Annotated in this window: 19 protein-coding genes; 6 read left to right on the top strand and 13 right to left on the bottom strand. The window is 69.9% G+C overall.

Annotated features, from left to right (window positions below):
• Positions 1-39: 39 nt before the first annotated feature.
• Positions 40-993, top strand: a complete 954-nt coding sequence (locus AC1RIF_RS21770; RefSeq protein ID WP_492603443.1) for an MBL fold metallo-hydrolase — start codon at positions 40-42, stop codon at positions 991-993.
• Here the strand turns inward: AC1RIF_RS21770 and AC1RIF_RS21775 are convergent.
• Positions 959-1744 carry an IclR family transcriptional regulator gene (locus AC1RIF_RS21775; protein ID WP_492603444.1) on the bottom strand — a complete coding sequence of 262 codons (786 nt, stop codon included), beginning with the start codon at positions 1742-1744 and terminating at the stop codon, positions 959-961. The two genes, AC1RIF_RS21770 and AC1RIF_RS21775, sit on opposite strands and share 35 nt — an antisense overlap.
• A gap of 77 nt (positions 1745-1821) precedes the next feature.
• On the opposite strand from AC1RIF_RS21775, the gene AC1RIF_RS21780 reads away from it, so the two are divergent.
• Complete coding sequence (locus tag AC1RIF_RS21780) at positions 1822-2190, top strand: YidH family protein (protein WP_492603445.1); 369 nt, start codon at positions 1822-1824, stop codon at positions 2188-2190.
• Positions 2187-2510, top strand: a complete 324-nt coding sequence (locus tag AC1RIF_RS21785; RefSeq protein WP_492603446.1) for a DUF202 domain-containing protein — start codon at positions 2187-2189, stop codon at positions 2508-2510. The genes AC1RIF_RS21780 and AC1RIF_RS21785 overlap by 4 nt, the downstream gene beginning before the upstream one ends.
• Positions 2511-2586: 76 nt before the next feature.
• On the opposite strand, the gene AC1RIF_RS21790 is transcribed toward AC1RIF_RS21785, so the two are convergent.
• The 3 genes from AC1RIF_RS21790 to AC1RIF_RS21800 all read right to left on the bottom strand — a co-directional run bounded on the left by AC1RIF_RS21790 (position 2587) and on the right by AC1RIF_RS21800 (position 5747).
• The gene (locus AC1RIF_RS21790; protein ID WP_492603447.1) at positions 2587-3504 is read right to left on the bottom strand and encodes an NAD-dependent epimerase/dehydratase family protein; all 918 of its coding nucleotides are present in this window, start codon (positions 3502-3504) and stop codon (positions 2587-2589) included.
• Positions 3505-3700: 196 nt separating this feature from the next.
• Positions 3701-4888, bottom strand: a complete 1188-nt coding sequence (locus AC1RIF_RS21795; RefSeq protein ID WP_492603448.1) for a 4-hydroxybenzoate 3-monooxygenase — start codon at positions 4886-4888, stop codon at positions 3701-3703.
• Positions 4889-5003: 115 nt separating this feature from the next.
• Positions 5004-5747: an IclR family transcriptional regulator gene (locus tag AC1RIF_RS21800; protein WP_492603523.1), complete on the bottom strand. Its 744-nt coding sequence runs from the start codon at positions 5745-5747 to the stop codon at positions 5004-5006.
• Between the two features lie 150 nt (positions 5748-5897).
• Here AC1RIF_RS21800 and AC1RIF_RS21805 point away from each other — a divergent pair, with 150 nt between their 5' ends.
• Positions 5898-7181, top strand: a complete 1284-nt coding sequence (locus AC1RIF_RS21805) for an MFS transporter (protein ID WP_492603449.1) — start codon at positions 5898-5900, stop codon at positions 7179-7181.
• A 67-nt stretch (positions 7182-7248) separates the two neighbouring features.
• On the opposite strand, the gene AC1RIF_RS21810 is transcribed toward AC1RIF_RS21805, so the two are convergent.
• The 4 genes from AC1RIF_RS21810 to rfbD all read right to left on the bottom strand — a co-directional run bounded on the left by AC1RIF_RS21810 (position 7249) and on the right by rfbD (position 10995).
• Positions 7249-8025, bottom strand: coding sequence for an SGNH/GDSL hydrolase family protein (locus AC1RIF_RS21810; protein WP_492603450.1), 777 nt, complete (start codon positions 8023-8025; stop codon positions 7249-7251).
• A 78-nt stretch (positions 8026-8103) separates the two neighbouring features.
• A complete protein-coding gene (locus tag AC1RIF_RS21815) occupies positions 8104-9183 on the bottom strand; it encodes a mannose-1-phosphate guanylyltransferase ManB (protein ID WP_492603451.1) in 1080 nt (359 codons plus the stop codon).
• The gene (locus AC1RIF_RS21820; RefSeq protein ID WP_492603452.1) at positions 9180-10100 is read right to left on the bottom strand and encodes a glycosyltransferase family 2 protein; all 921 of its coding nucleotides are present in this window, start codon (positions 10098-10100) and stop codon (positions 9180-9182) included. Before AC1RIF_RS21820 ends, AC1RIF_RS21815 begins: the two co-directional genes overlap by 4 nt.
• A 34-nt stretch (positions 10101-10134) precedes the next feature.
• Entirely contained in the window at positions 10135-10995 is an 861-nt protein-coding gene (gene rfbD / locus AC1RIF_RS21825; protein ID WP_492603453.1) for a dTDP-4-dehydrorhamnose reductase, read from the bottom strand.
• A 131-nt stretch (positions 10996-11126) separates the two neighbouring features.
• On the opposite strand from rfbD, the gene AC1RIF_RS21830 reads away from it, so the two are divergent.
• Together AC1RIF_RS21830 and AC1RIF_RS21835 are read left to right on the top strand one after the other, a co-directional pair.
• Positions 11127-12626: an LCP family protein gene (locus tag AC1RIF_RS21830; protein ID WP_492603524.1), complete on the top strand. Its 1500-nt coding sequence runs from the start codon at positions 11127-11129 to the stop codon at positions 12624-12626.
• Between the two features lie 40 nt (positions 12627-12666).
• A complete protein-coding gene (locus tag AC1RIF_RS21835) occupies positions 12667-13377 on the top strand; it encodes a TIGR03089 family protein (RefSeq protein ID WP_492603454.1) in 711 nt (236 codons plus the stop codon).
• 94 nt (positions 13378-13471) lie between these two features.
• Here AC1RIF_RS21835 and AC1RIF_RS21840 read toward each other — a convergent pair whose 3' ends face one another.
• The 5 genes from AC1RIF_RS21840 to purE all read right to left on the bottom strand — a co-directional run bounded on the left by AC1RIF_RS21840 (position 13472) and on the right by purE (position 19233).
• On the bottom strand, positions 13472-15895 hold the full coding sequence (locus AC1RIF_RS21840; protein ID WP_492603455.1) for an ABC transporter permease: 2424 nt from the start codon (positions 15893-15895) through the stop codon (positions 13472-13474).
• A gap of 23 nt (positions 15896-15918) precedes the next feature.
• Positions 15919-16674 carry an ABC transporter ATP-binding protein gene (locus AC1RIF_RS21845; RefSeq protein ID WP_492603456.1) on the bottom strand — a complete coding sequence of 252 codons (756 nt, stop codon included), beginning with the start codon at positions 16672-16674 and terminating at the stop codon, positions 15919-15921.
• A 169-nt stretch (positions 16675-16843) separates the two neighbouring features.
• A complete protein-coding gene (locus tag AC1RIF_RS21850) occupies positions 16844-17533 on the bottom strand; it encodes a response regulator (RefSeq protein ID WP_492603457.1) in 690 nt (229 codons plus the stop codon).
• 10 nt (positions 17534-17543) lie between these two features.
• Positions 17544-18728, bottom strand: coding sequence for a sensor histidine kinase (locus AC1RIF_RS21855; protein WP_492603458.1), 1185 nt, complete (start codon positions 18726-18728; stop codon positions 17544-17546).
• A gap of 31 nt (positions 18729-18759) precedes the next feature.
• Complete coding sequence (purE, locus tag AC1RIF_RS21860; RefSeq protein ID WP_492603525.1) at positions 18760-19233, bottom strand: 5-(carboxyamino)imidazole ribonucleotide mutase; 474 nt, start codon at positions 19231-19233, stop codon at positions 18760-18762.
• Between the last annotated feature and the right edge of the window lie 20 nt (positions 19234-19253).

Here is a 19253-nt window from a genome sequence, read left to right on the forward strand (position 1 = left end):
GCGAGCGAACGTCCACCACAACGATTGGATCCACTCCCCATGCCGAGCCCCCAACGCCACCCCGAGACCTTCGACAGCGGGATGCACGTCGTGACGCTCGGCGTCGCCGCCGGCCCCGCCATCCGCAGCGCCAGCCCCGGCATCGCGACCGCGGTCGTCGTCGACGGGCAGTTCTACCTCGTCGACTTCGGGCTCGGCGTCACCCGCGCCGCCCACGCCGCTGGCCTGCGCGGACGCCGGTGGCGTGCCGGGTTCGTCACCCACCTCCATTCCGACCACGTGGTCGAGATCCCCGGCTTCCTGCTGTGGAACTGGGGCAAGCCCGTCGACGGCTTCGAGACCCCGATCCCGATCCTCGGGCCCGCCGGAACCCAGGACATGGTCCGCAGTGTGCTCGACGCCTACAGCTATGACATCGGCATCCGGATCACCGACGAGGCCCGCCCCGACCTCGCCGCGCTCGTGCAGGCCCGGGACATCGTGCTGCCGCCGGCGGTCGCCGCCCGTGCCGACGGCCACACCACGCCGCCGATGGAACCGTTCCGGATCTACGAGGACGAACTGATCACCGTCACCGCGATTCTCGTCGAACACCCCCCGGTCTTCCCGGCGTTCGCGTTCCGCATCGAATCGAAGTACGGCTCGGTGGCGTTCTCCGGCGACACCGCCGAGTGCGCGAACATGGTCACGCTCGCGACGGGCACGGACCTGCTCGTCCACGAGGCCGTCAACCTCGACTTCTACCGCCGCCACGCCTTCGCGCCCGAGTTCCTCAACCACCAGGAACAGGCACACACCACGCCCGCGGGAGTCGGCCGCGTCGCCGCCGCCGCCGGCGTCCCGCACGTCGTGCTGTCGCACCTGGCCGGCGTGGCGACGGACGAGGAGTGGTCCCACGACGCGCGACGCGAATTCACCGGCGACGTCACCGTCGCGCATCCCGGGGACGTGTTCGCCGTCAATTCCAATCTGGCTGCTCCGAGTCCGGTCTGATCAACGGCTTCATCTCGCGCGCAATACCTTTCGCCGCGATCTGCAGCGCCATGACGCTTCGCTCGGTATCGGCGACGTCGGCCCCGACGACGACGATACCGAGCGCGGCGATGAGCACACCGGTGTCCAGACGCACCGGCACCGCGACACCGCGGGTGTTGATGGCATGCTCCTCGAGCGTAGTTGCGTAGCCCAGTCGGCGCACCCGCCGGATCTCGGCGATCAGCCGCATCGGGTCGACGATGCTGTGCGGGGTCTCCCGCACCAGCACCTGTTCCCGAACATCCGCGTCCTGCGCATACGCCAGGAACACCTTGCCGGCGGCGCTCGTGTGCAGGGGCAGCCGGTCGCCGGCCTTGGCGACGGGCTTGCCCACCCCGGTTCCGGAGATCCGCTCGAGCAGGAGCGCGGACTGCCCGTCCAGGACGAAGAGGTTGACGACCTGACGGGTCACGAACAACAAGTCCTGCATGTACGGCGCGGCCACGTCCCGCAGACCGCGCTGTACCGGGGCGAGCATTCCCAGGCTCCACAGCCGATGCCCGACGTGGTAGTAGCCGCTGGGGGTCCGGGCGAGTGCACCCCATTCCGTGAGTTCGGCGAGCAGGCGATGGCACGTCGCGACCGGTGTGCCCGATCTGCGCGCGATCTCGGACAACGTCAGGAGTGGATGTTGCGAGTCGAACGCACCCAGGATGCTCAACGCCCGGGAGGTCACCGACCGGCCCTGCTCTCCAGATCGACCCGCCACGCAGACACTCCTCGTCCCGCTCGTTGCCGAATGACCGGCACCTGCCACACCCGACATCCGCACGGAGAAGGACACGCATGACCCGGATGGACGAACGTACCGCCGATGAGGCGGCCGCAGCACGCGAGCCGGACTACCGCTTCACGCTCGCGAACGAACGCACCTTCCTCGCCTGGATCCGCACGTCCTTCGGGCTACTTGCCGGCGGTGTCGCCGTCGATCACCTCGTGACCCTGTTCGGGTCGGAATCCGCCGGCGCGGTCGTGTCGGTGGGATGCATGCTACTCGCCCTGGTCCTGACGGTCGGCGCGTACTTCCGGTGGCGGGCGGTCCAGCGGGCGATGGTGCACGACCGACCGCTGCCGCCGTCCCAGCTGATGCTGGTCCTGGCTGTGGGCGGCTCGGGCATCTGCGTCGTGTCGGTCTGCGCGGCACTCCTGACATGAGCGGCCCCGCACGCGACCCGGGCCTGCAACCCGAGCGGACCGCGCTCTCGTGGCGGCGGTCGACGCTGTCAGCCGCGGTAGCCTCCGGGCTGTTGGTACAGCGGGCTGTCCAGAACGGCGACCCCCTCGCGGTCGCAGCGGCGGCGGCGGCGCTCGTCACGACCGCGGTGCTGCTGTGCCTGGCGGTGCACCGCAGCCGCGTACTGACGCAGGGTGTGCGCGGCATGCGCGCGGCCTCCGCGGCCGGCGTCGCCGCGGCATGCGCGGTAACGGCAGCACTCGTGGTCGCCGACATGTGCCGCGGACTTCCGGGGCACTGAGCGCACTCGAACTCGTCGGGCACCGAGCGCCCCGGTCGGGACGGCCGGGCGGGAGCCACGGCCGTCCCGGGAACGATCAGCGCCCAGCGGCCGCCTTCACGACGTCGTGCATCTCGGCGATCGCCCGCGCGCAGTCGTTCCGCGTGTAGGCCAGCAGTTCGACATCCGCGGCAGCCGGCTCGTACGCGATGACGTTGCCACGCCCCTGGACGATGAAGCTGTCGGGCAGCAGCGGGTGCTCCTCGTCGCGCTCCTCGATGACCCGGTCGCCGCCCGCGGCGTCGACGAGCAACTGGAAGTACTCACGGAAGGTGAGGTTCTGGTCGCCGATCAGGTACGCCTTGCCCGACTCGGCGCGCTGCAACGCGCCCCAGATCGCCTCGGCGAGCGAGCCCGCCGACAGGTAGTTGGTACCGCCCGCGGGCGCGAAGTCCGGGATCTGCGGCTCGTTGCCGGCCGCCCACGAGAACAGCTTGCGGTAGCGCTTGGCGGACACCCCACTGATGGCACCGAGGATCGACGGCGGGTTCAGGGTCGAGACGGTGAAGTTCTCGTCGGCCAGCGCGCGAGCACCCTCGTCGGCCGCCTTGCGCGCAGCGACGTACGGCATGGTCTCGGCGTACTCCGGCCGCAGGTGGTGGTAGTAGCTGCCCACCTGGACGAACCGGGCGACGCCGGCCTCCTTGGCCAGCGCGGCGAACCGCGGCACGCCGCCGGTCTGGGTCTTCTCCCAGAACTCGGCCTCGTCGACACCGCGACCCATGTGCCGGATGTCCTGGCCCGCCGCGAACACGATGCCCTCGAACGGCGCCAACTGCGCGGCGGTGAAGGTCTGCTCGGTGTAGTCCCCGAGCAGCACCGGGAAGTCGGACACCGGTGAATCGTCGGCCAGCGGGTTGCGCGCGGCGACGGTGACGTCGTTGCCCTGCTCGCGGAGGTGAAGTGCCGTGTGGGCGCCGATCATGCCGGTGCCGCCGACGATCAGGATCTTCATGGAAAGCCTCTTCTGTAGGTGGTGCGGTGCTACGTCTCCCGAACTTACGGACGACGCGTCCACCCGCACCCCTTTCTTCTCACCGAACGAGAATTCACCCCCGTCCGACTTTCGTCACACGACGAAACCGAGGTGTACCTGAGTACACCAAATCGGCCGACCCCGAAACGAGCTCGACCGATTGGTGCGGTGCGGGTCAGCCCAGCGGGGTACCCACGTAGTTCTCGGCGATCAGCGTGCGACCCGCGACCGAGCGGGTCACCATGTCGAGCTCGGCCACCTGACGCTTGTGGTCGAAGCCGGACGCGTCGGGCAGGCGATGCAGCATCGAGGACATCCACCACGAGAAGTGCTGCGTGCGCCAGATGCGCGGCATCACGGTCTCGGTGTACCCGTCGAGCGGACCCCGGTTGCCGGTCTCGAAGAACTCGGCCATGCCCTTCGACAGCACGTACACGTCCGCGACCGCGAGGTTGAGGCCCTTCGCGCCGGTCGGAGGCACGGTGTGGGCGGCGTCGCCCGCGAGGAACAGGTTCCCGTGCTGCATCGGCTCGCACACGAAGCTGCGGAACTGCAGGATCGACTTCTCGAAGATCTTGCCGTCCTTGATCTCGGCACCCTCACCGTCGACGCGGGCGTGCAGCTCCGACCAGATCCGATCGTCGGACCAGTTGTCCACCGAGTCGTCCGGGTCGACCTGGAGGTAGTGGCGCTGCACCTCAGGGGTGCGGGTACTGATGAGCGCGAAGCCGCGCGGGTGGTTGGCGTAGATCAGTTCCTCGGACGACGGCGGCGCCTCGGCGAGGATGCCGAACCACGCGAACGGGTACTGGCGGAAGTGGTCCCGACGGATGGACGGCTCCGGGATCAGCTTGCGGGTCTTGGTACGCGAGCCGTCGCAGCCGCCGACGAGCGCGCACTTCAACGTCTGCTCACTGCCGTCCGCGTCGGTGTAGGTGATGTACGGGTTGTCCGTGGTGTGGTCGTGAACCTCGACGTCGGAGACGCCGAACCGGATGTCGCCACCGTCCGCGAGGCGCTTGGCGATGAGGTCCTCGAGGACCTCGTGCTGCGGGTAGACCGTGACCGCACGACCATCGGTGAGTTCGTCGAACGCGATGCGGTGGCCGCGGCCGCCGAAGCGCAGTTCGATGCCGTGATGCTCGAGACCCTCGGCCTTCAGCCGGTCGCCGAGACCGGTCTCGACCATGAGGTCGACGGTGTTCTGCTCGAGTACACCGGCACGGATGGTGCCCTCCACCTCGGTGCGGGTGCGGGCCTCGAGAACGACGGATTCGATGCCGCGCAGGTGCAGGAGGTGGGACAGCATCAGTCCGGCCGGGCCGGCGCCGACGATGCCGACCTGAGTGCTCGAGTGGGTCATGCGGTTACTCCTCGGTAAGTCGTGATCGCCACCACTGTTCCCGCCGTCACCCCGATCCGATACCTCCACTTTCACTCAGTGAAAGACCGATTCCGGGCGCCCGGAGAGATCTCCGTCACGCCAGGCCGCGGGAGACGCCCCGCGCGGCGGCCCGTAACGCGGGGATGAGTGGCGCCGGATCCGCGGCCGACGACACCACGACCGAGATCGACGCGACCACCTCCCCGCCCGCCCGGAACACCGGGGCCGCGACGGCGAGGGTGCCGATGTTGAGGTGCTCGCGGCACACGATGAAGCCCTTGCGGCGGACCTGGTCGAGGGTGGACCGCAGCCGGTGCTCGGTGGTGATGGTGTTGGGGGTGAATCGCTCGAGCCCGGCGGTCAGCACCTCGCCGAGAAGTTCCGTACCACCGTGCGCGAGCAGAACCAGCCCGCCACTCGATGCGTGCAGTGGCAGCCGGCCACCTGCGCGCCCGACCACAGTGACCGCACCACGTGCGGAAAGCCGCTCGATGTAGAGCGCTTCGAGGCCCTCGCGAACGATCAGTTGGACGTTCTCGTGCGTAGCCTCGTAGAGGTCCTCGAGGTAGGGCATCGCCACCTGCCGGAGACCGTGCGCCCCCGGTGCGAGCGCGCCGATCTCCCACAGTCGGACGCCGATCTCGTAGCTGCCGTCGGCGGTGCGTTCGAGCGCGCCGTTGTCCGTCAACTGGACGCACAGCCGGTGCACGGTCGGCAACGGCAGACCGGTGCGCCGACTCAATTCGGACTGCGTCATTCGCGGTCGTTCCACGGAGAAGGAGTTGAGCACCCGGAACGCCCGACCGAGCATGCTGCGGTCGATTCCGTCTTCGTCGATCACCCGTCCAGTGTGGCCGGACCACACCGCGACGGGGTCACCAACCCCGTGGTTTGCGGCTTGACTTTCGCTTGTGACCCACCCAACAATGGCCCAGTTCTTGAATTGAACGGTGGTTCGTATTGCGAACACCTGGAGTCTGGAGATCGAATGAGCACCATCGAACGACCCGCGACACGCGGTCGCGCCGCGATGTGGGTCGCCCCACTGTGTTGGATCGCCGTCCTGCTCGACGGCTTCGATCTCGTGGTCCTGGGTGCAGTCATCCCCTCGCTGCGCGAGTACGGCGACTGGAACCTGAGCACGAGCGCGATCACGACAATCTCGACGTTCGGACTCGTCGGCATGACCATCGGCGCCCTCGTCATCGGCACCCTCACCGACGTCATCGGTCGGCGCCGGGCACTGATCTACGCCGTCGCGGCGTTTTCGATCCTCACCCTGCTGTGCGCGATCGCACCGAATCCGTTCATCTTCGGCCTGCTCCGCTTCCTCGCGGGCGTCGGACTCGGCGGCGCACTGCCCACCGCCCTGGCACTGGTGAACGAGTTCTCCAAGAAGCAGGGCGGTGGATCCGCGTCCACGATGCTCATGACGGGCTACCACGTCGGCGCAGTCGCCACCGCGGCCCTGGCCATCGTGCTCATCGACCCCTTCGGCTGGCACTCGATGTTCGTCGTCGGCGCCGCACCGGCGATCGTGCTGATCCCGCTGATGATCAAGTACCTGCCGGAGTCGCCGTCGTACCTGCTGTCCAAGGGACGCCGCGAGGAAGCCGAGGCCATCGCCGCTCAGTACGGTCTCGCACTGGAGGCGGCACCGGCCGCCGACGCCACCGTCGCCACCGCCACCGATCCCGTCAAGACGCTGTTCTCGCCGAAGTTCCTGCGCAACAGCATCGCCATCTGGGTCACCTCGTTCATGGGCCTGCTGCTGGTCTACGGCCTCAACACGTGGCTGCCGACGATCATGCGTGAGGCCGGGTACGAACTGGGCGCGGCCCTGACGTTCCTGCTGATCCTCAACGCCGGCGCCGTCGTCGGCCTGCTCATCGCCGGCCGCGTCGCCGACAAGGTCGGACCCCGCACCGCAGCCATCGTGTGGTTCACCGGTGCGGCCATCTTCCTCGCGGCGCTCAGCATCGACGTCGCGGGCGGCATCTACGTGATGGTCTTCCTCGCCGGCTGCTTCGTGTTCAGCGCCCAGGTGCTCGTGTACGCCTTCACCAGCGCCAACCACCCCGCCGCCATCCGTGCGACCGCGCTCGGCTGGTCGGCAGGTGTCGGACGCGTAGGCGCAATCTGCGGCCCGATCCTCGGCGGCGCGCTGCTCGGGGCCGGATACGCGGTGCCGTGGGGCTTCTACGCCTTCGCCCTCGTCGGCCTGATCGGCCTCGTCGCGATCGCCACGACCCGCAACCTCGGTACCGACTGACGGACCCGACCAACAGCAGAGGGCCGACCGGGATTCCGGTCGGCCCTCTGCCGTTGGTCGGTGTCCGCTAACGAATCGGCGCGAGCGTGGGCCGCTTGGCGCTGACACCGTCGCCCGACGATGTGCCCCGGACACGCCGCCCGATCCACGGGATCAGGAATCCCCTGGCCCATTCGAGGTCGGCCCGACGCTGCGCGGCCTTGTCGGTCGGCAGGTCGGGTCCCAGCGGATCCATCACGATGTGGTGCTCGACGCCGAGCGTCTCGAGCACCCGGATCGCCATGTTCTGGTGGCCCGGCGTGGACATGTGCAGCCGGTCCCAGTCCCACATCCGCAGGTCCTGGTACTCGTCGAAGCGCCAGAAGTCGACGAGCTGCGCGCCGTGCCGGTCGGCGACCTCGCGAACCAGTTCGTTGTAGATGGCCGAGCGGCCGCGGATCCTGGAGAACACCGCGGACCAGCCCGCGTCGTACGCGGTCCACATCAGCACGGTCGCGCCGGTCGCGGTCAGCTTCCCGACGGCCTCGTCGTACCGCGCGGCGAGGGCGTCGAGATCGATCTTGGGGCGCATCAGGTCGTTGCCGCCCGCGTAGATCGTCACCAGATCGGGCTGGAGCGCGATCGCGGCGTCGAGTTGCTCGTCGACGATCGGGCCGAGCAACCGCCCCCGGATCGCGAGATTGGCGTAGCCGAAGTCGGCGCTGCGCCGGGCGAGCTCCTCGGCCACCCGGTCCGCCCAGCCGCGCAGGCCGTTCGGGCGGGTGGCGTCGGGGTCGCCGACGCCCTCGGTGAACGAGTCACCGAGGGCGACGTACCTGTGGAAGGCGGGTTCCTGCGACATCATGCTCCCAGTATTTCAGTAGCAAGACTAAGAAAACCGATCAGTGCCGAATCACACGTCGCCGAATCACACGTCGCCGAATCACACGTCGGTGCTGAAACGCACTCCACCGTCGGGCAGCTTGACCCCGGGCCACACGCGCGCCCCGCCGATCAGCTCGCACCGGGCGCCGACATCCGCGCCGTCACCGATCACGGCGTCACGGATCAACGCGCGCGGACCGATACGAGCACCGAAGCCGATGATCGACCGCTCGACCACCGCACCGGCCTCCACCTGGGCGCCGTCGAACAGCACCGCGCCGTCGAGTCGAGCGCCCGCGCCCACCTCGGCGCCGCGCCCCACGACGGTCCCGCCGATCAGCAGTGCGCCGGGCGCGACACCCGCACCCGGATGAACCAGCGACTCGCCACGCGGACCCTCGAGGGCCGGTGACGGTGCGATGCCGCGCACCAGGTCCGCGGAACCGCGGACGAAGTCGTCGGGGGTGCCCATGTCGCGCCAGTACGACGTGTCGACGTGACCGAACACGCGGGCGCCGTCGGCCAGCAGGGCCGGGAACACCTCACGCTCGACCGAGACCGGACGATCCGACGGGATCTTCTCGATGATCTCGCGGCGGAAGACGTAGCAGCCGGCGTTGATCTGGTCGGTCGGCGGATCCTGGGTCTTCTCCAGGAACGCCTTGACCCGGCCGTCGTCGTCGGTGGGCACGCAACCGAACGCGCGCGGATCACCGACCCGCACGAGGTGCAGCGTCACATCCGCGTTGGTCCGGTGATGGGTGTCGAGCACCGCACCGAGATCGGTGCCGCCCAGGACGTCACCGTTGAACACCATGATGTTGTCGGCGCGCAGGCTCGGGAGGACGTTGCGGATACCGCCGCCGGTCCCCATCGGCTCGACCTCGGTGACGTACTCGATCTCGAGTCCCAGGTCGCTGCCGTCACCGAAATGCTCCTCGAACACCTCGGCCTTGAACGACGTGCCCAGCACGACATGCGTGATCCCCGCCTGCTTGATGCGGGCCAGCAGGTGCGTCAGGAACGGCACCCCGGCAGTGGGGAGCATGGGCTTGGGGGCGGACAGCGTCAGCGGACGCAGCCGGGTTCCCTGACCTCCGACCAGAATGACGGCATCGGTCGCCGCAGCAGTTGTCATGCTTTCCCCTCTATCTCGATCTCTCGACGCTCGTTCTGCTCGAGCTCGTCTGCGCGGCGGCGTGCACGAACCGCTGCCGCCACCGCGAGCTTCGAACGCAGGGCGAGTCCTCCCCGCAGTGCCCACCGCAACGGCGCCTGCCACCACGCGGGATGGCGGTCGGCCTGGAACCGGTAGGCGCTCTGATGGTGCGCGGGCAGCATCAGTTCCGGATGCCGACCCGCGGCGTGCCCCTTCGCGTGGGTCACCTCGGCCGACGGCACGAAGACGTTGAGCCAGCCGGCCTTGCCGAGCCGGTCCCCGAGGTCGACGTCCTCCATGTACATGAAGTAACGGGAGTCGAAGCCGTCGATCGAATCGAACGCGACCCGCCGCAGCAGCAGGCACGAGCCCGACAGCCACCCTGCAGGACGCTCGCTGACGGTCTCGTTCTCCTGGAGGTACCGCTGCGTCCAGGGATTGGACGGCCACACGGAGCCGAGGACGGCGTGACCGGCGCCGGAGACCAGATCGGGGACCCGGCGGGCCGACGGGTACACGCTGCCGTCCGGCTCGCGGACCATCGGCCCGAGCGCACCGGCACGCGGCCAGCGTTCCGCCGCGGCGAGCAGTGCGTCGATCGAGCCGGGCGACCAGCGCACGTCGGGGTTGACGACGACGACGAACTCGATGTCGGGGTCGATCTCGGCGACCGCGCGGTTGATCGCACCGCCGTACCCGATGTTGCCGCCGGTGCGGAGCAGTCGGACGTGATCGTGCGCCGCCGCAGCGGCCTCGGGCGCCCCGTCGGTAGACCCGTTGTCGGCCAGGATGACCTGCGGGTTTTCGACCGTCGCATCGTCCAACGTGCTGAGGAAATGCTCCAGGTGCTCGCCGGGCGAGTAGGTCACCGTCACCACGGCCAGCTTCGAACTCACGCGGGCAAGCGTAGCCCGAAAGCCCGCATCGTCCTCATTCGAGCCGGGCCAGCGCGTCGCCGAGCGCCTCCCGCCACGGGCGCAGCGGCGTCAGACCGGCCGCAGTCCACGACTCGGTCGAGAGCACCGAGTAGGCGGGCCGGGGCGCGGGGCGCACGAACTCGGCGCTGCTGCACGGCCGGACGCGCGCCGGGTCGGCGCCCACCCCCTCGAACACCGCACGGGCGAGGTCGAACCATGTCGCGGTACCCGCGTTGGTCGCGTGCAACGTGGTCGCGCCGCGGCCACCGGTACGGGCCAGTTCGAGTAGCCCGGCGGCCAGGTCCGCGGAGTACGTCGGCGAACCCACCTGGTCGGTGACCACCTGGATCGTGTCGCGGTCACGCTCGAGCCGCAGCATCGTCGCGACGAAATCGTTCCCCACTCCCGTGTACACCCATGCCGTCCGGACGACCTGCGCGTCGGGCAGCACGTCGCGGACCGCCCGCTCGCCGGCGAGCTTGGTCCGGCCGTACACGGTCCGCGGGTCGGTGGGGTCGTCGGTGTCGTAGGGCACGGCGCGCTCCCCCGCACGATCCCCCGAGAAGACGTAGTCGGTGGAGAGGTGGATCAACCGGGAGCCCACCCGCGCGCACGCCGACGCGAGGTGCCGCGGCCCGGTCATGTTGACCGCGGCGGCGGTCTCCTCGTCCGACTCCGCGGCATCCACCGCGGTATAGGCCGCACAGTTCACCACCACCGAATCGGGTTCTACCCAGGCGTCCACGGCGGCGCGGTCGGTGATGTCGAGTTCGTCCGAACCCGCGCCGACGATCGGCACATCGACGATGTCCTGCAGCGCCAGCAGGCGACCCCCCAACTGCCCGCGGGCACCGGTCACCAGAATCCTCTTCACGGTTGCCGAGTCTGGCACGCCGGACACTTGTATCGCTTGCCGCGCACGGAACAGCAGTAGCCTTGATCGCGGAAGTGTTCGGGATCGTCGAGGAGGGGCCACAGGTGCCACAGGAGCCCACCGCATCGGAAGTGCCGCGACCGCCAGCCCCGGTCTCGCGCGTCCAGATCGCCATCGCGGTCGCTGCGGTGCTGGTGCTCGTGGTCACCGGATTCGCTTGGCGCAGTGTCGACTCTCTGCGGTCGAGCCTCTCGACGGTCGGCGATCTGGGCCTGGGCGGCACCAAGGACGGCGCCGTCGACATCCTGCTCGTCGGCACCGACAGTCGCACCGACGCGCACGGCAATCCGCTGAGCCAGAAGGAACTCGACTCGCTGCGGGCCGGCGAGGAGATCGCGTCCAACACCGACACCATCATTCTCGTCCGGGTTCCCAACGACGGGAGTTCCGCGACCGCGATCTCGATACCCCGTGACGCGTACGTCGACGTGCCGGGGATCGGGAAGTCGAAGATCAACGCCGCGTACGGCGCGACAAAGGAAGCCGAGCGGCAGAAACTGGTCGAGGACGGCGAATCCGATTCCGACGCCGACAAGGCATCGACGAAGGCGGGCCGCGAAGCGCTCATCAAGTCCGTCGCGAAGCTGACCGGCATCACCGTCGACCACTACGCCGAGATCGGCCTGCTCGGGTTCGTCCTCCTCACCGACGCCGTCGGCGGCGTCGACGTGTGCCTCAACGCGGCTGTCGACGAACCACTCTCGGGCGCGAAGTTCCCGGCCGGCGACCAGACACTCGACGGCGCCGACGCCCTGAGCTTCGTCCGCCAGCGACACAACCTGCCCCGCGGCGACCTGGACCGGATCGTCCGCCAGCAGGTGTTCATGGCCTCACTGGTGCGCGAGGTGCTCAGCGCCCAGACGCTCACCAATCCCGGCAAGCTGAACCAGCTCAGCTCCGCGGTGCAGCGATCGGTGGTGCTCGACGCCGACTGGGACATCATCGAGTTCGCCACCCAGCTCGGGGACCTCGCGGGAGGCAAGGTCAAGTTCGAGACCATCCCCGTCGTCGACATCAACGCGATCACCGACTACGGCGAGTCGATCGTGCAGGTCGATCCGAAGGCCGTCCGCAAGTACGTCGCCGGACTGGTCGGCGAGGAGCCCGCCGCGGACGAGTCCGACGAGACCACCACGTCCACCACCCCGACCGAGATGCCCGACATCGATCCGTCCTCCGTCACCGTCGACGTCGCCAACGACAGCAGCATCGGCGGGCTCGCCTCGAGTGTCGGAACGACCCTCGACGGCAAGGGCTTCGGGCTCGGCGAGGTCGGCAACAACACCGGCGAGTCCGTGACCCGGACGACGGTGTTCGCGAACAAGGCTGACAACAAGGGCGCCCAGGCCGTGTCGGTGGCCCTCGGCGGCCTGCCGATCGAGACGGACAAGTCGCTGTCGTCGGGCACCGTCCGTGTCGTCCTCGCGGGCGACTACAAGGGCCCCGCCGGCACCTCGTCGGGCTCCGGATCGGGATCCTCGGGCATCTCGAGTGCCGGCACCTCGCCCACCCCCGTCGAACCCGGCCCCGCGATCGACGCGGGCAACAACGGTCCCCACTGCGTAAATTGAGCGGTCACCACTGCGTCGACCGAGTACAGATCGGAATCCCGTGCCCAACCTGACCACCGCACTGCTCGACCCGATCCTGGCCACCGACCCTGCCGGCCCGCGGATCACATACTACGACGACGCCACCGGCGAGCGGGTGGAATTGTCCGCGATCACGCTGGCCAACTGGGCGGCCAAGACCGCCAACTTCCTGTGTGACGAGTTCGCCCTGATGCCCGGCGCGCGGGTCTCGGTGCTGCTGCCGGCGCACTGGCAGACCGCGGCGGTCCTGCTCGGCGCGTGGTGGGCCGGCCTGGAGGTGACGTTGGACGCGGATCCCGACGCCGACGCCGCGCTCGTGACGGCGGATCGCCTCGACGACGTCGCCGACACGCCCGAGGTGGCGGTGCTGTCACTGGACGCGTTCGGCCGTCCGGCCCCCGACCTGCCGGTCGGCGTCACCGACTACGCGACCGCGGTGCGGGTGCACGGCGACCAGTTCCGCCCCGGCGGCACCGGATCCGCGGCGCTGGACGGGCGCGGTGTCGACGACGCCCTCGCCGCGGCCCGCGCCGCCGCGGCCGAGCAGAAGGTCACGGCGACCGACCGCGTCCTGTCCACCCGCCCGTGGGCCACCGCCGACGACCTGATCGCCGGACTGGTCTCGGTCCTCGCCGTCGGGGCATCGCTGGTGCAGGTGTCGAATCCGGACGATACGGCGATGACGCGGCGCGTCGAGTCCGAGAAGGTCACCGCTCGGCTCGCGATGTAGCCACCGTCGTCGCGGCCCGTCGCGAGGAGCCCGGTCGGCATGGTCTGCCGATCCCGGGCTCCTCGTGTCGTGCGTACGACTCACATCGGCGTCGTCACCCGGCCAGCGCCGCCACCGGTGCGGTGCGCGCCGCCCGGCGCGCCGGCAGGATCGCGGCGAGCACTCCGGCCGCTCCCCCGCCGAGCACGATCAACGCGAGCGTCGGCCACGGCAACGTGTTCAGCACCAGACCGTCGAACCCGAACACCGACGCCGATCCGGTGATGCCGAATGCCAGCCCCAGGGCCACCCCGAGTGCCGCCGCCACCCCGGCGATCAACACGGCCTCCCACAGCAGCAGCGACCGCAGACCCGAGCGGGTGAGACCCACCGCGCGCAGCAGGCCCGACTCGCGGCGCCGCTCGAGCACCGACAGCGCCATCGTGTTGCCGACGCCGATCAGTGCGATCACCACGGCCACCGACAGCAGTCCCGCCACGATCAGCAGCAGCGTGTCGAGGACGCTGTCGAGCGTCGCGCGCATCACCAGCGATCCACCGACCTCGCTTCCCGGAGCCAGTTCCTCGGCCAGCGCGGTGATCTCGTCCTGCACCACGCGACGCTCGTCGTCGCCCAGTCCGTCGGCGAGCCGGATCCACATCTGGTCGGTCGTCACCTGCGACGACAGTGCCCCGAGCAGTCGTTCTTCGACCAGAGCCGGCTGGTCCGCGGAGGACCCGCCGACCGTGAGCTCGCTGCGTCCGGCGTTGCCCGCGACGGACACCGTGTCACCGAGTTCGAGCCCCAGCTCGCGCCGGTCGTCCGACGACAGCAGCAGCTGGTGCGGACCGGGCAGGTCGACGTCGGTGCGCAAGGTCGCGCGGACCGCCCCGACGTCCACACCGAACACCGGCAGCGTCCGGCCGTCGGCCAGCGCCACGTCGGCGGTGCCGAGCGGCGCCACCGCGTCCACACCGTCGAGACCGCGGACGCGATCGGCCAGGTCGGCAGGCAGTCCGGTGCTGCCGCTCGCGCCGACGGTCACGTCCACCGGGAACTGGTCGTCCACCGCGCCCGGCGCGCTGGCCTTGGTCACCGCGATGCCGACGACGAGCGTGCTGGTGAGCGTGACACCGATCAGCAGGGCCGTCGCGGTCGCCGCGGTCCGCCGCGGGTTGCGGCCGGCATTGCCGGCGGCGAGCAGCCCCACGGGGCCACCGAACCGGCCCAGCAGCGCACCTACCCGGGAAATCACCGCCGGAACGATCCGCTGGCTCAGCATCACGATCGCGACGAACGTCGACAGGCCGCCGACGCACGCGATCAGCACCTGACCCGTGGTGGCCCCCACCGCGAGGATGCCGACACCCGCGATCAACGCGAGCGTCCCGAGGATGCGGCGCGCCCGTGACACCGCGACGGGTTCGGGCGCCGATTCGAGCGGCTGCAGTGCCGCCAGCGGCGAGACCCGTGTCGCGGCACGGCTGGGAGCCGACGCCGCGGCCAGCGTCATCACGATGCCCACCACGAGACCCACGATCACCGCCACCGGCGTCACGCTCAACCCTCGCAACGGGATCGGGACGTCCGCCGCGGCCGCGATCCGGGCCACCAGCCACGCCGCTCCGACACCCGTCAGCACACCGAGCGCCGACGCGACCACGCCGACACCGGCCGCCTCGACCCGCACACTGCGGCGCACCTGCGCTGCCGTCGCACCGACGCACCGCAGCAGCGCCAGCTCCTGCGTCCGTGCGGCCAGCAGCACCGCGAAGGTGTTCGCGATCACGAGCGCCGCGACCACGCCGGCGATGGCACCGAACGCGAGCAGGACGCTCGCGAGGAGGTCGGAATCGCCGAGGTACTGCTGCGACGCCAGTTCCGCCCGCTGGACACCGGTTTCGACCGTCGCATCGACCGGTAGCGCGCCCCGCACCCGGTCCGCGAGTTGCTGCTGCGACATCACGCCGTCACCCGCGATCCGGATCTCACGGCTCCCGCTGCCCGACGTCCAGGCGTCGAGCTGCCCGACCGTCGCGAACACCGTGGTGCCGTTCATGTCCTGCGCCGTGCCGGACAGATCCACCAGGCCCACCACCGTCGCGGTCTCACTGACCTGCGACTCGGAGCTCAGCGTCGTGACCGTCAGATCGGACCCGATCGGCACACCCGAATTCGCAGAGACCGCGACCTCGCCCGGCGCATCGGGGAATCGCCCGTCGGACAGGGTCTGCCAGCGCAGCCCCGGATCGTCCGACACCGACTGCGCCGAACCGAACGACGAGCCTTCCCCGTCGCGGCGCACCTTGACGCTCGCCGAGACGTCCTCGGTGACCGCGTGGACACCCGGCACCGCCCGGATCGCCGTCAGGTCGTCGCTACCGGTGACCACGACGTCGGTCGTCGCGTACTGCCCGGCAAGCGAATCCGTCACGCCCGCCTTCAGCGTCGAGTTCAGCGTCAGTGTCGCCACGATGAACGCGACGGCGATCACGACCGCGAGCACCGACGCGAGGTAGCGCCCCGCATGCGCGCGCATCTGTGCCCACGCCAGCCCCCGCATCAGTGCGTCCGGCTCAGGTCGTCGGCGCCGAGCGAACGCATCGTCTCGATCACCGAATCGGTCGTGGGACGGTCGATCTCACCGGCGATCCCGCCGTCGGCGATCAGCACGACGCGGTCGGCGTACGACGCGGCCACCGGGTCGTGGGTCACCATCACCACGGTCTGCCCCGTTTCGCGGACGCTCGACCGCAGCAGGTCCAGCACCTCGGCACCGGTCCGCGAGTCGAGGTTGCCGGTGGGCTCGTCCGCGAAGATGACATCCGGCTGCGGCAGCAACGCCCGCGCGACGGCGACGCGCTGCTGCTGGCCCCCGGACAGCTCGTGCGGGCGATGTCCGAGCCGGTCGGAGAGCCCGAGTCTGCGCACCACCTCCTCACGCCACTTGTGTTCGGGCACGCGCCCGGCCAGCCGCATCGGCAGCAGCATGTTCTCCTCCGCCGAGAGCACCGGCAGCAGGTTGAAGGCCTGGAACACGAACCCGATCCGCTCGCGCCGGAGCTCGGTGAGCGCCTTGTCGCCCAGCGCGGTGATCTCGGTGCCGCCGATCGTGACGGTGCCCGACGTCGCGGTGTCGAGTCCGGCGAGGCAGTGCATCAACGTCGACTTACCCGACCCCGACGGCCCCATGATCGCGGTGAACGCCCCGGCCGCGAAGTCCACGTCCACACCGCGCAGCGCGTGCACCGCGGTCTCGCCGGCGCCGTACGTCTTGGTCAGGCCCCGCGCCCGCACCTTCTGGTCATCAGTTCTCATACCGACGACGTTATGGCTGGTCAGGGGGCTCCCACATCGGAGCGCGGGGCGATCTCTCCGCCGACCGCATCATCCCGGGGTAGGACACCGGGTCAGCCTCAGAGCCCACTCGTGTGCGATCGCCGCGGGATCCCGCGGCGCGGCCCGAGGAGTGGGCGCTCAGGCCGACTCAGTCGGAACCGAGCAGATCCTGCGGCCGCACCAGGCCGATCTGGAACGCGTACAGCACGGCCTGTACCCGGTCGCGTGAGCCGGTCTTCGAGAGCACCCGCCCCACATGGGTTTTCACGGTGGCCTCCGAAACCACGAACCTCTCGGCGATCTCCGAGTTCGACAGCCCGCGCGCCATCGCCGCGAGCACCTCGACCTCGCGGGGCGTCAGGTCGTCCGGAAGTGTCGGGCGCACCGAACCCCCCAGCATCGGGCCGACATGTTGCAGCAGCTTGCGGGTGGAACGTGCCTCGATGACGGCGTCGCCGCGGTGGACGGTCCGGATCGCGTCGAGCAACTGTTCCGGCGGGACGTCCTTGAGGAGGAAGCCACTGGCGCCCGCGCTGATCGCGGACATCACGTACTCGTCGTTCTCGAACGTGGTGAGCACCACCACCTTCGGCGCATCGCCCTGCGCCGTGAGCCGGCGTGTGGCCTCGATGCCGTCCATCATCGGCATCTGCACGTCCATCAGCACGACGTCGGCTGCGGTACGCGACAACTCGTCGACGCCGCGCGCACCGTCGGAGGCCTCCAGGACCACCATCAGGTCCGGCTGCGAATCGATCACCATTCGAAACCCCGCCCGCACCAGTTGCTGATCGTCGACGAGGGCGACGCGGATCGGCTGCGGGGCGGTTTCTTCCATGCCGACCAGCCTAAGGCGCGACATACGGCAGCCGGCCGCGCACCCGATAGCCACCGCCGGGGACGGGCCCGGCCACGAGTTTGCCGCCGTGCAGCTTCGCGCGCTCGGTCATCCCGATGACGCCCTGCCCGCCCGGGGACGCATCGATCAGGGCCGCAGCGCCGCCGCGGCCGTCGTCGTCGACGACGAGTTCGACCTCGTCGCCACCCCAGTTCACCTCGACGCGCGCCACTGCCCCCGGCCCGGCGTGCTTGAGGACGTTGGTGAGCGACTCCTGGACGATGCGGTACGCCGTGAGACCGGCGCCGGTCGACAACTCGCGTGGCTCCCCGGTCACGTGCAGGTCGACGTCGAGGCCGCCGCGCTGCAGTTCGGCGACCAGCCCCGGGATGTCACCGGCGCCGGGCATCGCCGCGAACTCGCGGGGCCGGTCCTCGCGCAGCACCGACAGCAGCGCCCGCATGTCGGTGAGCGCCTGCCGACCCGTCGACGAGATCGTCTCGAGTGCATCGATCGCGGCCTGCGGATCCTGCGCGGCGCTGTAGCGACCACCGTCGGCCTGCGCGATCACGACGGTGAGCGAATGCGCGACGATGTCGTGCATCTCGCGGGCAATGCGGGTGCGCTCGTTGACGGCCGCCAGTTCGGCCTCCTGAGCGCGTTCGAGTTCCAGCAGCCGCGCCCGCTCGACGGCGCCCTCGAGTTCCTGGATGCGCACCCGGCGCAGGTCGCCGAAGGCCCACACCGCGAGGACGAACACGATGAGGAACGTCGAGGTGATCACGGCTTCCTGCCAGCCGCGCCCCTCGTACGCAAAGTATTCGACGCCGGCCGCCGAGGCACCCAGGATCGCGATCACCAGCGCCGTGTAGCTACTCCACCGCGGGGTGTACGCCGCGAACGCGTACAGGGCGACGGGGACCGCGATCGCACTCGGCAGCAACGTGCCCGGAATCAGCAGCAGGTGCGCGACGGCGAAGGCCGCGACCACGAACCCCGAGATCACCGTCTTCGACCGGCGCCACGCCAATGGCAGCGTCATACCGAGCGTCACCACGACCGATGCGGTGTTGCCGTCGATCAGTGCATTCGGCAGGCACACCAACGTCAGGAGCACCGCCTGCACGCGGTCGATTCCGACCGCGTGGGCGGCACTCCAGCGATACCAGCGCTCGCTCAGGGGGAACCGGGCCATGCCGTCAGCCTAGATACCCGGACCGAACTGCTCAGCCGAGCAGCTTGGCGCGCAGTGCCTCGTCCTTCTCCAGGACCATCTGCTCGAGACCGGCCTGGAAGTCGGCCATCCGCTGCTGCAGGGCCGGATCCGACGCACCGAGGATGCGGGCGGCCAGCAGACCGGCGTTGCGCGCGCCACCGATCGAGACCGTCGCGACCGGGACACCCGCGGGCATCTGCACGATCGACAGCAGCGAATCCATGCCGTCGAGGTACTTCAGCGGGACCGGCACGCCGATCACCGGCAGCGGCGTGGCCGACGCGACCATGCCGGGCAGGTGCGCGGCTCCGCCCGCACCCGCAATGATGACTTTGAGTCCCCGAGCTGCCGCGTCACGCGCGTAGTCGAGCATGCGCTGCGGCGTGCGATGCGCCGACACGACGCCCACCTCGAACCGGACACCGAACTCGGCGAGCGCCTCGGCGGCGGCCTCCATCGTCGGCCAGTCCGAGTCGCTGCCCATGATCAGCCCGACGACGGGCC

The organism is Prescottella sp. GW823-FHT02E09 (genome assembly GCF_058797375.1).

Excerpts from the sequence above, each read along its gene's own strand:
- AC1RIF_RS21845 (WP_492603456.1), bottom strand. The coding sequence starts at position 16,674 with ATGAGAACTGATGACCAGAAGGTGCGGGCGCGGGGCCTGACCAAGACG.
- AC1RIF_RS21780 (WP_492603445.1), top strand. The coding sequence starts at position 1,822 with ATGACCCGGATGGACGAACGTACCGCCGATGAGGCGGCCGCAGCACGC.
- AC1RIF_RS21790 (WP_492603447.1), bottom strand. The coding sequence starts at position 3,504 with ATGAAGATCCTGATCGTCGGCGGCACCGGCATGATCGGCGCCCACACG.
- AC1RIF_RS21770 (WP_492603443.1), top strand. The coding sequence starts at position 40 with ATGCCGAGCCCCCAACGCCACCCCGAGACCTTCGACAGCGGGATGCAC.
- purE (WP_492603525.1), bottom strand. The coding sequence starts at position 19,233 with ATGGGCAGCGACTCGGACTGGCCGACGATGGAGGCCGCCGCCGAGGCG.
- AC1RIF_RS21805 (WP_492603449.1), top strand. The coding sequence starts at position 5,898 with ATGAGCACCATCGAACGACCCGCGACACGCGGTCGCGCCGCGATGTGG.
- AC1RIF_RS21850 (WP_492603457.1), bottom strand. The coding sequence starts at position 17,533 with ATGGAAGAAACCGCCCCGCAGCCGATCCGCGTCGCCCTCGTCGACGAT.
- AC1RIF_RS21785 (WP_492603446.1), top strand. The coding sequence starts at position 2,187 with ATGAGCGGCCCCGCACGCGACCCGGGCCTGCAACCCGAGCGGACCGCG.
- AC1RIF_RS21795 (WP_492603448.1), bottom strand. The coding sequence starts at position 4,888 with ATGACCCACTCGAGCACTCAGGTCGGCATCGTCGGCGCCGGCCCGGCC.
- AC1RIF_RS21840 (WP_492603455.1), bottom strand. The coding sequence starts at position 15,895 with ATGCGCGCGCATGCGGGGCGCTACCTCGCGTCGGTGCTCGCGGTCGTG.
- AC1RIF_RS21810 (WP_492603450.1), bottom strand. The coding sequence starts at position 8,025 with ATGATGTCGCAGGAACCCGCCTTCCACAGGTACGTCGCCCTCGGTGAC.
- AC1RIF_RS21855 (WP_492603458.1), bottom strand. The coding sequence starts at position 18,728 with ATGGCCCGGTTCCCCCTGAGCGAGCGCTGGTATCGCTGGAGTGCCGCC.
- AC1RIF_RS21815 (WP_492603451.1), bottom strand. The coding sequence starts at position 9,183 with ATGACAACTGCTGCGGCGACCGATGCCGTCATTCTGGTCGGAGGTCAG.